Annotated in this window: 10 protein-coding genes and 1 tRNA gene; all 11 read left to right on the top strand. The window is 73.4% G+C overall.

Annotation, left to right across the window (positions count from 1 at the left end; all coding sequences use genetic code 11):
- Positions 1–11: 11 nt before the first annotated feature.
- Positions 12–1031: an NrtA/SsuA/CpmA family ABC transporter substrate-binding protein gene (locus tag OG413_RS33145; RefSeq protein WP_266812019.1), complete on the top strand. Its 1020-nt coding sequence runs from the start codon at positions 12–14 to the stop codon at positions 1029–1031.
- Complete coding sequence (locus tag OG413_RS33140) at positions 1028–1855, top strand: ABC transporter permease (protein WP_266812017.1); 828 nt, start codon at positions 1028–1030, stop codon at positions 1853–1855. Before OG413_RS33145 ends, OG413_RS33140 begins: the two co-directional genes overlap by 4 nt.
- Positions 1852–2652, top strand: a complete 801-nt coding sequence (locus OG413_RS33135) for an ABC transporter ATP-binding protein (RefSeq protein ID WP_266812016.1) — start codon at positions 1852–1854, stop codon at positions 2650–2652. Before OG413_RS33140 ends, OG413_RS33135 begins: the two co-directional genes overlap by 4 nt.
- Positions 2653–3540, top strand: a complete 888-nt coding sequence (locus tag OG413_RS33130) for an ABC transporter substrate-binding protein (protein ID WP_266812014.1) — start codon at positions 2653–2655, stop codon at positions 3538–3540.
- Positions 3541–3545: 5 nt separating this feature from the next.
- Entirely contained in the window at positions 3546–4619 is a 1074-nt protein-coding gene (locus tag OG413_RS33125) for an LLM class flavin-dependent oxidoreductase (protein WP_266812012.1), read from the top strand.
- Positions 4620–5029: 410 nt separating this feature from the next.
- A complete protein-coding gene (locus OG413_RS33120; protein ID WP_266812011.1) occupies positions 5030–5830 on the top strand; it encodes a VOC family protein in 801 nt (266 codons plus the stop codon).
- Positions 5831–5980: 150 nt separating this feature from the next.
- On the top strand, positions 5981–6238 hold the full coding sequence (locus tag OG413_RS33115) for a WhiB family transcriptional regulator (protein ID WP_266812010.1): 258 nt from the start codon (positions 5981–5983) through the stop codon (positions 6236–6238).
- 321 nt (positions 6239–6559) lie between these two features.
- Positions 6560–6632, top strand: a tRNA-Val gene (locus OG413_RS33110).
- A 16-nt stretch (positions 6633–6648) separates the two neighbouring features.
- Entirely contained in the window at positions 6649–8094 is a 1446-nt protein-coding gene (locus OG413_RS33105; protein WP_266812008.1) for an SDR family oxidoreductase, read from the top strand.
- Positions 8088–9320, top strand: coding sequence for a ribonuclease inhibitor (locus OG413_RS33100; RefSeq protein WP_266812007.1), 1233 nt, complete (start codon positions 8088–8090; stop codon positions 9318–9320). The genes OG413_RS33105 and OG413_RS33100 overlap by 7 nt, the downstream gene beginning before the upstream one ends.
- A gap of 373 nt (positions 9321–9693) precedes the next feature.
- A complete protein-coding gene (locus tag OG413_RS33095; protein WP_266812005.1) occupies positions 9694–12807 on the top strand; it encodes a hypothetical protein in 3114 nt (1037 codons plus the stop codon).
- The last annotated feature ends 163 nt before the right edge of the window (positions 12808–12970 follow it).

Here is a 12970-nt window from a genome sequence, read left to right as displayed (position 1 = left end):
CCCCCGCCACCATGAACGTGACCCGACCACTGCGCAACGCCGCGCTCCCCGCCCTCCTCACGGCCACCGCGCTGCTCGCGCTCACCGCCTGCGGCACGTCCGAGGCCGACAGCGCCTCCGGCTCAGGCGCGGGGGGCACGGTCTCCGTACGCATCCCCGACCCCGGCAACTCCGGGGTGCTCGCCCTCGGCAAGAAGGACGGCAGCCTCGACAAGGCGCTAGGCAAGGTCGGCGCCAAGGTGGAGTGGACCGGCAGCGCCGGGCCCTTCGCCCCGGCCGCCCAGGCGATGAACGCCGACCAGCTCGACATCGCCACCGGCTCCATCACCTCCGGCATCACCTCGCTCGCCCAGCGCCCCGGCTTCAGGTTCTTCACCGCCGTCGACCCGGACGCGGCGGGCGAGGGCATCCTGGTCCGCGACGGCTCCGGCATCGAGTCCGTCGCCGACCTCGTCGGCCGGAAGGTCGCCGTCAACCAGGGCGGCACCGGCGAGTACCTGCTGCTCAAGGCCCTCGCCAAGGCGAACATCCCGGCCGACAAGGTGCAGCGCGTCTATCTGCGCCCCGACCAGACCGCCGCCGTCTTCAACGCGGGCAAGGTCGACGCCTGGGCCGTCTGGGCCACGTACGCCGTCGCCGAGATCGGCAGCGGCAAGGCACACTTCGTCGCCGACGGCGCCGCCATCGGCTCCGACAACTACAGCCTGAACGCGGTCCGTACGGGCTTCGCCGAACAGCACCCCGAGGTCGTCAAGGCGCTCTACCAGTACCTCCACGATGCCAGCGCCGAGGAGAAGAGGAACCCGGCCGCGTATCTGAACGTCTTCACCGACGTCGGTCCCACCGCCGTCACCGGCAAGGCCGCGGAAGTCCAGACCGGCTTCACCGCCCAGGGCGGCACGGTCGACCCGATCGGCCCCGAGGACACCGCCCGCTTCAAGGCCGTCGCCGCGTTCTACGCCGAGCAGAAGGTCACCAAGACCGAGGTCGACGTCGCGGCCCATCTGCTCGACGTCGAGAAGCTGACATGAGCGGCACCGCGACCACCTCACTCGTCACCCCGCGCCCGCAACTGCGCAAGGCCCGCGGCCGTACCTACGCCCTGACCGTACGGGCACTGGGCCCCGTGGCCCTGCTCGTCCTGTGGTGGACGGCGTCCGCGACCGGAGTCCTGACCGCGGACGTGCTGGCCTCGCCCGCCGAAGTCCTCCGCGCGGTCGGCGAGTTGTGGGGGAACGGGCAGCTGCCCGACGCACTTTCCACCTCGCTCACCCGCTCCGGTCTCGGCCTGCTCATCGGGCTGGCCGCCGGACTGACCCTCGGCATCACCACCGGATTCACCCGCCTCGGCGACGAACTCCTCGACTCCTCCCTCCAGACCCTGCGCACCATCCCCTTCCTCTCCCTGGTGCCGCTGTTCATGGTCTGGTTCGGCATCAACGAGACCGCCAAGATCCTGCTCATCGCCGTCGCCACCACCTTCCCGATGTACGTCTCGACATCGAGCGGCGTGCGCAACACCGACCCCAAACTCATCGAGGCGATGCGCACCTTCGGCATGAGCCGCCTCGGCATCGTCCGCGAGGTCGTCCTGCCCGGCTCACTGCCGTCGCTGCTCGCCGGACTGCGCCTGTCGATGACCCTCAGCGTGATCGCGCTCATCGCCGCCGAGGAGATCAACGCCACCGCGGGCATCGGCTATCTGATGTCCCAGGCCCAGAGCTACGCCCGCACCGACATCCTCGCCGTCTGCATCCTCGTCTACGGCCTGCTGGGCCTGGGCGCCGACATCGTCGTACGGCTGCTGGAGCGCGTCCTGATGCCGTGGCGTACCCCGCAGGGAGCCTCCCGATGACCGGCCACGAAACGACGACGCCCGCCGTACGGGTACGGGGGCTGCGCCGCGTCTTCGGCGCCCGCGCCGTACTGGACGGTCTGGAACTGGACATCGCGCGCGGCGAGTTCGTCGCCCTGCTCGGCGCGAGCGGCAGCGGGAAGACCACCCTGCTGCGCATCCTGGGGGCACTGGACGGCGCCGACGGGGGAGAGGTCCTGGTACCCGAGGCCCGTACCGTCGTCTTCCAGGAACCCCGCCTCGTACCGTCCAAGAAGGTCCTCGCCAATGTGACCGTCGCCCTGCCGCGAAGCCGCTCCGACGACGGCATCCGGGCCCTGGCGGAAGTCGGCCTGGAACGGCACGCACAGGCGTGGCCCGCCACCCTCTCCGGTGGTGAGGCCCAGCGCGTCGCCCTCGCCCGCGCCCTGGTCCGTGAGCCCGAACTGCTCCTGCTGGACGAGCCGTTCGCCGCACTGGACGCGCTGACCCGGCTGAAGATGCAGGACCTGGTCGGTGAACTGTGCCGGAAGCACCGTCCCGCCGTCCTCCTCGTCACCCACGACGTGGACGAAGCGGTACGGCTCGCCGACCGGGTCGCCGTCCTGCGTGACGGGCGGCTCGTCACGGACGAACCGGTCGCCGTCGACCGGCCGCGCGAACCCGGGGACCCCGCGTTCGTCGCCCTGCGCCGCCGCCTGCTCCAGGACCTCGGGGTCCGGACGCCCCCGGCTCCCGCCACGCCCCCCGCCATACCCCCCGCGCCCGCCACCGCCCCCGCGCCGACCCCCGGACGTACCGAAATCGGAGTGATCTGAATGACCATCACCATTGGTGTCCACAGCAGCAATCCGTCCCTCTACTACCTGTACCACCTCACCCGGCTCGGTTTCGCCCAGGAAGAACTGGCCCCGCTCGGCGAGAGCGTCGCCTTCCACCCGTACACGAACGGCGTCCGCACCGGCGAACTCCTCACCCAGGGCGTCATCGACTTCGGTGGTACCGGCTCGACCCCGCCCGTCACCGCCCAGGCCGCGGGCCACGACCTCGTCTACACGGCCGTCTCCGCCCCGCGCCCCGAACACGGCGCCCTGCTCGTGCCCGTGGACAGTCCGGTCCGTACCGTCGCCGACCTCAAGGGCGCGGTCGTCCACCTGGCGATCGGCTCCTGGCAGACCCACCTCATCGCCAAGGCGCTCCACGACGCCGGGCTCTCGTACGCCGGCGACATCACCGCCGTACGAGGCACGAAGGACAGCGAACAGCTTCTGCGCACCGGCGACATCGCCGCCTGGGTCGCCCAGGGTGCACAGCTCGCCGCCGCCCGGCGCGCCGGCGGACTGCGCACCCTCGTGCCCACCGCCGACGTCATCACCGACCGCTCCGTGTTCTTCACCCGGCGCGAACTCGCCGAGGAGCGGCCGGAGATCATCGAGGCGCTCACCCGCGCCCTCCGGCACGCCGACGCCTGGGTCGCCGCACACCCGCGCCGGGCCGCCGAGATCGCCGCCGCCGACCTGGGCGGCGGCGCCGACGACTGGGAGAGCGCGCTGCGCTCCCTGCCCTGGCGGATCGAGGCGGTGAGCGAGGAGTTCCTCGCCGAGCAGCAGGAGGCCGCCGACATCTTCCACCGCACCGGCTTCATCGAGCGGCCCGTCACCGTGGCTGCCGCCGTCGCCCGCCCCTCCGCGCCGAAGGCGGCCTGACCGCCATGCCGAGCGAAGTCCTCTGGTACATCATCCCGCGCGAAGGCGCCTACCCCTGGGAGCCGGCCGGGCGCCGTCCCGTCGACCTCGGCTATCTGAGCCGACTCGCCGGTACCGTCGAACAGCTCGGCTACAGCGGGGCGTTGCTCGCGACGGACCTCTACGACGTCTGGCCCCTCGGGAGCGCGCTCGCCGCCACCACCAGCACCCGGTTCAAACCCCTGCTGGCCGTCCACCCCGGACTGATCTCGCCGACGCTGCTGGCCAAGATGGCGCTCAGCTTCGACACCCTGTTCGGCGGGCGGCTGCGCTTCAACGTCGTCAACGGTTCGACCGCGTCCCTCCGGGAGTACGGCCTCCACGTGGAGCACGACGAACGGTACGAACTGAGCGCCGAATACTGGTCGATCGTGAAGCGCCTCACCGCGGGCGAGGCCTTCGACCACAAGGGGCGCTTCTACGACCTGAAGAACGCGGGTGCCTCCTTCCGCGAGCTGAAGCCGGTCCAGGACCCGCACATCCCGCTCTGGTTCGGCGGCTCCTCGGCGCCCGGCATAGAGATGGCGGCCGAGCACGTCGATGTGTTCCTGACCTGGGGCGAGCCTCCGCACCTGCTGAAGGAGAAGCTGGATCGGGTCCGCGCACGTGCCGCCGCGTACGGCCGCACCCTGCGCATAGGACTGCGGCTCCACCTCATCGTCCGCGACACGGAGGACGAGGCGTGGGCGGCAGCGGACCGGCTCCTCGACGTCACCAGCGACGCCACGTACGCACGGCAGCTCGGCGACCGGGCGGGGGAGGACGGCATCGGCTGGCAGCGTCAGTTCCGCCAGCACGGCGGCAAGGTGCCCGCCAGGGCGCGGGAGTTGGAGGTCCACCCCAATATGTGGCCGGGCATGAGCCTGTTCCGGCCGGGCCCCGGCACCGCGGTGGTCGGGTCGACGGCCCAGGTCATCGAACGGCTCAAGGAGTTCGAGGACCTGGGCGTCGACACCTTCATCCTGTCCGGCAACCCGCTGCTGGAGGAGGCGTACCGGGTCGCCGAGACGGTACTTCCGGCACTCGGCGTACGTCGCTGAGGAGAGACGCGCCGCACGCCGCAATGCTTCGGCCCGCTCGGGGGGCCGCCCCTACGCTGGGCGGCATGGCACACGCGATCATCGTCGGATCAGGGCCGAGTGGTCCGGCCGGGACCGTGCCGCCGCCCCGTGCGGGCGTTCCGCGGCACCACTCCGGTGTCGTCCGGCGCCGGCTCCTCACCCCTTCGGCCGAGCACGTCGACGGGCCGTCGTCCGACGTGACGCGCCCCCTGGCCCGCGTCCGGGGCCGGTGCCCTGATGGGGGCCCTTTCTGTGTCCGCGTTTCACGCGGCGGACCCGGCCTCGCGCGGACTGCGGCTGTCAGTGCCCGGTGCGAGACTCGAAAAGTCAGGAGAAAGGCCCGCGCATCAGGACAAGCGAGACCATGGGACTCGCTGAAGGAGCGCACCATGCCCAGCCCCAGATTCGTCGACGGCATCCCCAACTGGATCGACCTCGGTACACCGGACCTCGACGGCGCCACCGCCTTCTACCACGGTCTTTTCGGCTGGGATCTGGTCCCGGGAGGCCCCGAGATCGGGGGCTACGGGATGTACACGCTGGGCGGCCGCACAGCCGCCGGTGTGATGACGGTCCCCGCGGAGCAGTCGAAGAGCGCCTGGTCGGTCTTCTTCCAGTCGCCCGACGCCTCCGCCACGGCCAAGAAGGTGGAGCGAGCGGGCGGCACCGTGCTGCTGGAGCCCATGGACGTCATGGAGTTCGGCCGCATGGCCGGTTTCAAGGACAACGCCGGGGCGTATTTCGGTGTGTGGCAGCCGAAGGAGAATCCGGGCCTCGGCGTCATCCACGAACCGGGCTCGTTCCTCTGGGCCGAGCTCTACACCCCGGCCGTGCCCCCGGCCGCCGCGTTCTTCAACAAGGTCTTCGGATGGCAGACCGACGAGATGGGGTTCGGCGGCGGCGCGTACACCTACACCACGGTGCGCCCCGCGAACGCCGGACCCGATTCGGCCTTCGGCGGCCTCGTGCCGTTCAAGGACTCACCGACCGAGGCAGTGGCAGGTCCGCACTGGCTGCCGTACTTCACGGTCGACGACGTCGACGCCACGGCGGCCGAGGCGAAGCGGCTCGGCGGCAAGGAGACCCTGGCGGCCATGGACGTCCCGGAGGTCGGCAGGATGGCCAATCTCGCCGACCCCTACGGCGCCGCCTTCGCGGTGATCAAGCCCGAACCGAGGCAGGCGGGCTGACCGGCCGCCCGACGGGACGGGCGGCCGCCGCGCACCGGCCGTCCCGCGCCGGACCCGGGCCGTTGCGCCTACGGCCGTTCCGCTTCGGGCCTGACCCGGATTGATGAATCGTTGATCGGTCGTTTATCGGGACCGGGCACCGTGAGGCCCATGCTGATCAACACCGTGACCGAAGACGAGACGCTCGCCTGGCAGGAGGGCGCGCTGTGCGCGCAGGCCGGACCCGAGTTCTTCTTCCCCGCTCCGGGCAGCTCGACGCGCGAGGCCAAGCAGTTGTGCAACGCCTGCGAGGGACGAGTGGCCTGTCTGGAGTACGCACTCACCAACGACGAGCGGTTCGGTGTCTGGGGCGGACTCTCCGAGAAGGAGCGCGAACGGTTGCGCCGAGCCGATCGCAACCGGGCCTGAATCACCGTACCGAGGGTCCTCGCCCGTCCGGTACTTCCGCCGCACGGAACAGCGGACCGGCCCTCTTCCAGGCTCCTTCCCGGCTCCCCTTCGGGCCCTTCCGGGCACGCGTATCTGCGGCGTTGTCGTCACTCACCATGGCGCTGTGCCATGCCTCGATCCTCCGCCTCGCCGCTGCACGCACCCAGCCCCGCTCCTCCCCCACCCCCCCCAGGTGCCGGTCGGTCTTATTCATGAGGGCGCCCGGGTGACAGCTGGTTAGTATCTCCCCATGCCCGGACGAGTCGCTGAAGCAGGCGCGTCGGGGCAGGCCGCCCCCGGGGTCCCGTAGCGCAGAGGAAGACGCGTCCGTATGACATGCGGAGGGACGCCGGTTCGAATCCGGTCGGGACCACGGGGAGCGCAGAGGCATGCACCACGAAGCGACGTACCGCCACGACGGCCCGGCCGAGATCCGGACCTCGGCCGGGAGCGCGCGCCCCGCGTCCGGTGGCCGGCACGAGGCGGTCCGTGAACGGACCGTCACCGACGCGGAGTCGGCCGACTTCGACCGGCTCGTCGCCCGGTTTCGCGCACTGCCCGCGGACGACCCCGTCCGGCTCCGCGCCGAACAGGTCGCCGCCTCGTTCACCCGCGACGGCCGTGTCAAGCGCCGCAGGGCGAGCGGCGAGCGGCGCGCCGCCGCGGACGCCGCCGTCCTCGCGGCCACCGCGACCGGCGCCGAGAGCCGGCGGGAGGACGCCCCGCTCGACCCCGCGGGTGCCGCTGTGGCCCCCGCGGGCACCCTGACCCGGCCCCGTCGCTGCTACATCTGCAAGTCGGGGTACCGCCAGGTCGATTCGTTCTACCACCTGCTGTGCCCGGAGTGCGCGACGGAGAACAGGGCCCGGCGCGCCTGCCGTACGGATCTGTCGGGGCGGCGCGCCCTGCTGACCGGGGGGCGCGTCAAGATCGGTTTCCAGCTGGCGCTGATGATGCTCAGGGACGGTGCCGACCTTCTCGTCACCACCCGCTTCCCGCACGATCTGCTGCGCCGGTTCCGGGCCGTGGCGGACAGCCCGCGGTGGCTGGGCCGTCTCACCGTCCTCGCCGTGGACCTGCGAGACCCGCGTCAGGTGCTGGGCCTGTGCGAGCAGTTGCGGGAGGCCGGTGAACCGCTCGACATCCTCGTCAACAACGCGGCCCAGACCGTGCGTCGGCCCCCCGGTGCGTACGCCCTGCTGACCGCGGGGGAGCACGGTGCTCTGCCCGTCGGCGCGTTGCGCGCACCCGGCTACACACCGATGTCCGCCGTCGAGGGCCCCGCCGCCCCCGGGGCGTTGGCACTCCTGCTGCCCGACGCGGACGAGGCGGGTCTGCTGCCCGACACCTCACCAGTGAACTCCTGGTCCGCGCGGATCGGCTCGCTCGACCCCGCCGAGGTCCTGGAGACCCAGCTGGTCAACGCGCTGGCCCCGACACTGCTCTGCGACAGGCTGCTCCCGTTGCTCCTGGCCTCGCCGAGGCCACGTCGCTACATCGTCAATGTGACGGCGGTGGAAGGCCGGTTCGCCGTGCGCAACAAGACGGGCGGCCACCCGCACACCAATATGGCCAAGGCGGCACTCAACATGCTCACCCGTACCAGCGGCGCCGAACTCGCGGAACTGGGTGTCCATATGTGTGCCGTGGACACCGGCTGGATCACGGACGAGAACCCGGCCCCGAAGAAGCGAAGGCTCGCCGCCGGAGGCTTCCGGACCCCCCTCGACACAGTCGACGGGGCGGCCCGCGTCTACGACCCGATCGTCCGGGGCGAGGCCGGATCGCCCGTCTCCGGCGTGTTCCTCAAGGACTACCGGGAGGCGTCATGGTGACCCCCGGAGCGCACCCAACCACGCCACTCTCCTCGCCGCCCCCTCCGCCCTCGCCTTCGTACGCGGGAGTGCACCCGGTGCTGCCGCGCTCGGTCACGGAACTCGCCCCGCTGCTCCGCTGGTTGCACTCCGGCGTGAGCGCCGACGAACGGCTGGATTTCCCGTCGGGCACCGCGCTGCCCGACGGCCGCCTGGACCTGTGCAAACAGGCGCTCGGCCCCCGGGGAGCCGCGCTGGTCGCCGGTGCCCTGCACCCCCGGACGGCGGACGGCGGACCCGCCCCCGTACGGCATCTGCTGCTCGGCACCGACGGGCTGGGTGACGAGGGCGCGGGCGCCGTCGCGGACCGCAGCGCGGGGACCGGTGTGGAGACCCTCTACCTGGGCTGCAACCGGATCACCGCGGGCGGCGCCTGCCGGATCGCGGACAGCCTGCGCGCCTCGCAGCACATGGTGACCGGTGTCTGGCTCAAGCGGAACCCGCTCGGCACCGGCGGCGGGCAGGCGGCGGCCCAGCTCGTCGAGGCCGCCGCCACGCTCCGTACCCTCGACCTCGTCCAGACCGGACTCGGCGCGGCGGGCGCCGCCGTCCTCGCCGAGGCGCTGCTCACCGCGGCAGCGGCGGGGCGACCCGTGGAGCGGCTGTTCATCGGCGGCAACGCGCTCGGACCCGTCGGCGCGGCGCCGCTGGCGGCGCTCCTGGCCGCCGGGGCGATCGCCGAACTCTACGTATCGGCAGCCCGGTTGGGGGACGACGGGGCCGATACGCTCGCCGCCGGTCTGGCCCGCGCGCCGTACGGCCGTACCGCCCGGATCTCCGTCGCCAGCAACGGGATCGGGCCACGCGCCGCGGCCCGGCTGGTGACGGCGGCCGCGACGGCGGGCGTGCAGCTGCTCGACCTGGGCCGGGTCCGGGCCGCCGGGACCCTCGGGGCGCCGGACAACCACATCGACGCCGAGGCCGCCGCACGGATCGGGTCCTCTCTCGCGGCGTTCCCGCACCTGCTGACCCACCTGGTGCTCAGCCACACGGGCATGCGCAGCCGGGAGGCCCACCGCATCCTGGACACCGCCGCGGACGCGCGCACGGCGACCCGCTACGTACTGGGCAAGGGCATCGCGACCAGTGTCCGGCGTCGGCTCGACGGGTTCAGCGCGCACCTGCCGCGTCCCACGGCGCACGCCGATATCGCCGCCGTGCGCAGCGTCCACCGGACCGTCAGGTAGGGAGCCGCGTCCGGTCGGCGCGTCCGGCCGCGGCGGGGGCCGTTGTGGATACGGTCCGTAAACCTCTGGGGTGATCCTGTCCGGGCACGGCAGAATCGCCCCATGACCGACGCTCAGCCGCTCGTCCTCGCCTGCACCCTGCTCGACGCCCTGGAGCCGCTCCCGTACCACGGGCGTATGCGGGAACTCGCCGTACGCGCCGGACGCCTGGCCTCGGACGGGGTACTGCGGCCGGTCCTGGAGGAGTTGGCGGGCGGCGATCCCTATGAGCGTCACCTCGCCGTCGTCGCCGCGGCCGTCGCCCGCGACGCCGGGTGGATCGAGGACCGCATCGCCGACGAGGACCCCCGCGTCAGGGGCGTGGCCCTGCGGGGTGGCGCGCAGTCTCGGAGTACCGGACTCCGCGTACGAGGCGGCCCTCGCAGACGCGCCGACGGCCGTGCGCCGTCAGATGGTCCGGGCGATCGTCGCCGACCGCCGCACCGCCCTGGCCGACCGGCTGATCGAGCCGCTGCGCGGGACCTGGGGCGACGCCGAGGCGTCCCGGCTGCTGCCCGGCTGTTCGTGCGAGGTGGTGGACCGGCTGCTGCCCGAACTGTTCCGTTCGGTGAGCTGCTGGTCGTCCCTCGCCACCCGCCACCCCCGCCCGTTCCTCGATGCCGCGGAACGCGACCTGGCGTCGCAGCCCGGGACGCGACGTGACGCCTGGTGGCGGTGGTACGGCCATGAACGCGGGGTCGTCGCGGCGGCGGCGGCCCACCCGCACCGGGTCCTCGACCTCCTGGAGCGGTACGGCCCCTCGACGCTTCCGGTGAGCCGGAGGCTCGGCGAGCTCCTCGCGGCCGACCCGGTCCGCTTCGCGCGGCTGTTCCTCGGCCCCGAAGGCCTTCGGCTGCCACGCGGCGGAGTGCTCAGCAAGGTGCTGCTGCGACGCCTCGCCCGTACGGTGCCCGACGAGCTGTACGTCGAACTCGGCCGGTCCGTCGCGGACTTCGGGGATCTGCTCGCCGGGCTGGTCCTGGCCCTGCCGCCGGGCCGTCGCGGCGCCTTCTACGACGCGGTCGTGGAGGGCCGGGGCGACGGCGCGTCCGGCACCGTCGACACCACGGTGCTGGACGCGCTGCCCCGCAGCCATGTGGCTCCCGTGGCGCGGCGGATGGCGGCGCGAGCCCGTGACCGAGGGGCCGGCCGGGACACGGTCCTGCTCGCCGAGTCGTATCTGCCGGTCGCGGAGGTACGCGAACGGCTCCTGGCGGCGACGCGCAGGTCCGCCGCCGACGACCGCGCCGAAGCCTGGTCGCTGCTCATCCGCAACGCGGGCCGTTCCGCGGACCCGGCCGCCGTCGCCACCGTGCTCGACGACATGCTGCGGCTGCGCAACGAACAGGACCCGGTCCGGTCCGCCGCGCTGCGCGCCCTGCTCACGGTCCCGCCCGCGCTCTGCACCGACGCCGTGGAACCCCGGCTGGACCGGATAGCCGCAGATGCGGTGGAGGCCCGCGACTCATCGCCGACGACCCGCTCCGCACTCAGCGCGCTCGCCGTGGGCGTCCTGCGCGAGCACGCGGTCACCGGGCAGCGCGCCCTGCTCAACTGGGCCCTGCGCACCCTGGTCCGGATCTCCGGGAACAGCGGAAGCGCGGACCTCGGCCGACTCGACCGGACCCTGCGCCGGGGCCAGGAACACACCGTGCTCGAAGCGCTCAGGCCCTGGCTGGAGGCGGGGGCCGAGCGGTCGGACTACGGCCTCGTCCTCGCCCTGGCACGGGCCGTGGGCCGCCGCGCCGCGACCATGCCGGACCTTCAGGAAATGCTCCGGCAGGCGGTTCTCTACGGCAACAACTCCGCCGCCCGGACCGCGATCGGCTTCCGGCTGGAGCCGCCCGCGCACCGGGACGAACGCGTCGAGAGCATCCTGACCCGCGACCCGTCGGCCATCGCCCTGCCCGCCGTGCTGCGGGTGCTCACCGGGCGCCGCACCGATCTGCTCGACCGGTTCCTCGGCGAGACACCGCCGTGGGGAAGGTTCCTCACCGCGGGCACCCCATGGACCGTGCCCGTGGGCACCGACGTGATCCGCTGGGTGCCGCGGCAGCACCGGGCCGCGGGCCGGGACCTGGAACGGGTCGCGCGGGACGGGAAGCTGCCGCTGTATTCCCGGGCCACGGCCATCGGGCAACTGGCCCGGCTGCCGGGCATCGGCGCCGATGCCGTACGTCCCTGGACCGGATCGGCCGACATCGTGCTCGCCGAGGCGGCGCTCGCCGCGCTCGCCCGCACCGACAGGCCCGCCGAGGTGCTGCCCGATCTGCTCGCGCACACCGGTGACGACCGCGCCCGCGTCGCCGTGTACGCGGCGGGCCGCGTCTCCCTGTCCGTACGGCCTTCCCTGCTGGCCGATTCGCTGGCCGCGCGCGTGGCGCCCGGCACCGGCAAGGTGACCAGCCGCAAGGAGGTGGTGCGGCTCGCCGCGCTCCGGCTGCCCACCGCACACGCGGCGGGCCTGCTCGCCCACGCGTACGCGCTGCCGGACCAGCACCCGGACGTGCGGGCCGCCTGTGTGGCCTTCGGTATCCCCCTGCTCGACGACGAGCGGATGTGGGACGTGATGGCCGACGCGGTGAGCGGCGCCGGTGCGCCGCGTTCCGCCGTGCTGCGGGCGCACCCGGCGGAGCTGGCGGCCGGGCACCGGCAGCGGTACGCCGGGCTGGTCCAGCGGGTGTGCGACACCGACGACGAGGAGCTCGCCGCCCTCGCCCATCACGCGGTGGCCCGCTGGCTGCCGTGGTCGCCCGGCGCGTGCGACGTCCTGGTGGGCGCGCTCACCGGCCTGGACCGGCGCGGGACCTGGCGGTCCGCGGCGGACGCGCTGATCGAGGCGGCCACGGCGGCCCCGGCGGCGGTGGACGCGCTGAACCGGGTACTGGCGACCCTGGCCACCGACGACACGGCGGACGAGGCGGGCGCCGAGCGGGACAGGCCCGCCCGGCAGCGGGTGGTGTACGTGGCCGAGGCGCTCGGCCGGCGGACCGCGGGGCGGCGCCGGCGGACTCGGGCCGTGCTCGGCGCCACCGGGGAAGTCCTCGCCGGATTCCGGGACTTCGTGCCGCAGGCCGCCGGTCTGCTCGCGCACGCCGTGGATCTCGACGCGGACGCGGAGCCCCTGCACGCCGCGCTGGTCCGGCTCGCCGGACTGCACCACGGGCGGCCGGTCCTCGCCGCCCGTACCGCGCGCACCATCGGCCAACACGCCGGTGCTCCGGACGGGCCGGCCGTCGTCGGCCTGGACACGCTGCTCGTCGTCACCGCACGCCTCACGGGCAGCGGCGACCCGGCCGAAGGACTGTTCGCCGCCGAACTGACCGTGGCCGGAGGCCGGCGCACGGGCTGGACGGGGCCCTGGCGCACCCAGCTGCGCATGCTGCGCCAGCATCCGGTCGCCGATGTGCGGGACGTCGCGTACGCGGAGGTGACGGCGCGCGAGTGACCCGGGGCCCGACGTGACACGAGCGCGGGAGTGAGCGCGGGAGCGAACGGGGGCCGGAGCGACGCGAGCGCCGGACGGCCCGTGGTGTCGGGCCGTCCGGCGCTCGGTGCCGGTGCTCGCTGTCGCGTACGCGCGTACGGGGGGTGTGTCAGTCCCGCACGGG

The organism is Streptomyces sp. NBC_01433 (assembly GCF_026340105.1).
In the GTDB taxonomy this organism is placed as follows: domain Bacteria; phylum Actinomycetota; class Actinomycetes; order Streptomycetales; family Streptomycetaceae; genus Streptomyces.
The sequence above is the reverse complement of the archived record's forward strand: the minus strand, read 5'-3'. Positions and strand labels throughout refer to the sequence as shown.

Coding starts and splice junctions, on each gene's coding strand:
- OG413_RS33145 (WP_266812019.1), top strand. CDS start 12: ATGAACGTGACCCGACCACTGCGCAACGCCGCGCTCCCCGCCCTCCTC.
- OG413_RS33140 (WP_266812017.1), top strand. CDS start 1,028: ATGAGCGGCACCGCGACCACCTCACTCGTCACCCCGCGCCCGCAACTG.
- OG413_RS33135 (WP_266812016.1), top strand. CDS start 1,852: ATGACCGGCCACGAAACGACGACGCCCGCCGTACGGGTACGGGGGCTG.
- OG413_RS33130 (WP_266812014.1), top strand. CDS start 2,653: ATGACCATCACCATTGGTGTCCACAGCAGCAATCCGTCCCTCTACTAC.
- OG413_RS33125 (WP_266812012.1), top strand. CDS start 3,546: ATGCCGAGCGAAGTCCTCTGGTACATCATCCCGCGCGAAGGCGCCTAC.
- OG413_RS33120 (WP_266812011.1), top strand. CDS start 5,030: ATGCCCAGCCCCAGATTCGTCGACGGCATCCCCAACTGGATCGACCTC.
- OG413_RS33115 (WP_266812010.1), top strand. CDS start 5,981: ATGCTGATCAACACCGTGACCGAAGACGAGACGCTCGCCTGGCAGGAG.
- OG413_RS33105 (WP_266812008.1), top strand. CDS start 6,649: ATGCACCACGAAGCGACGTACCGCCACGACGGCCCGGCCGAGATCCGG.
- OG413_RS33100 (WP_266812007.1), top strand. CDS start 8,088: ATGGTGACCCCCGGAGCGCACCCAACCACGCCACTCTCCTCGCCGCCC.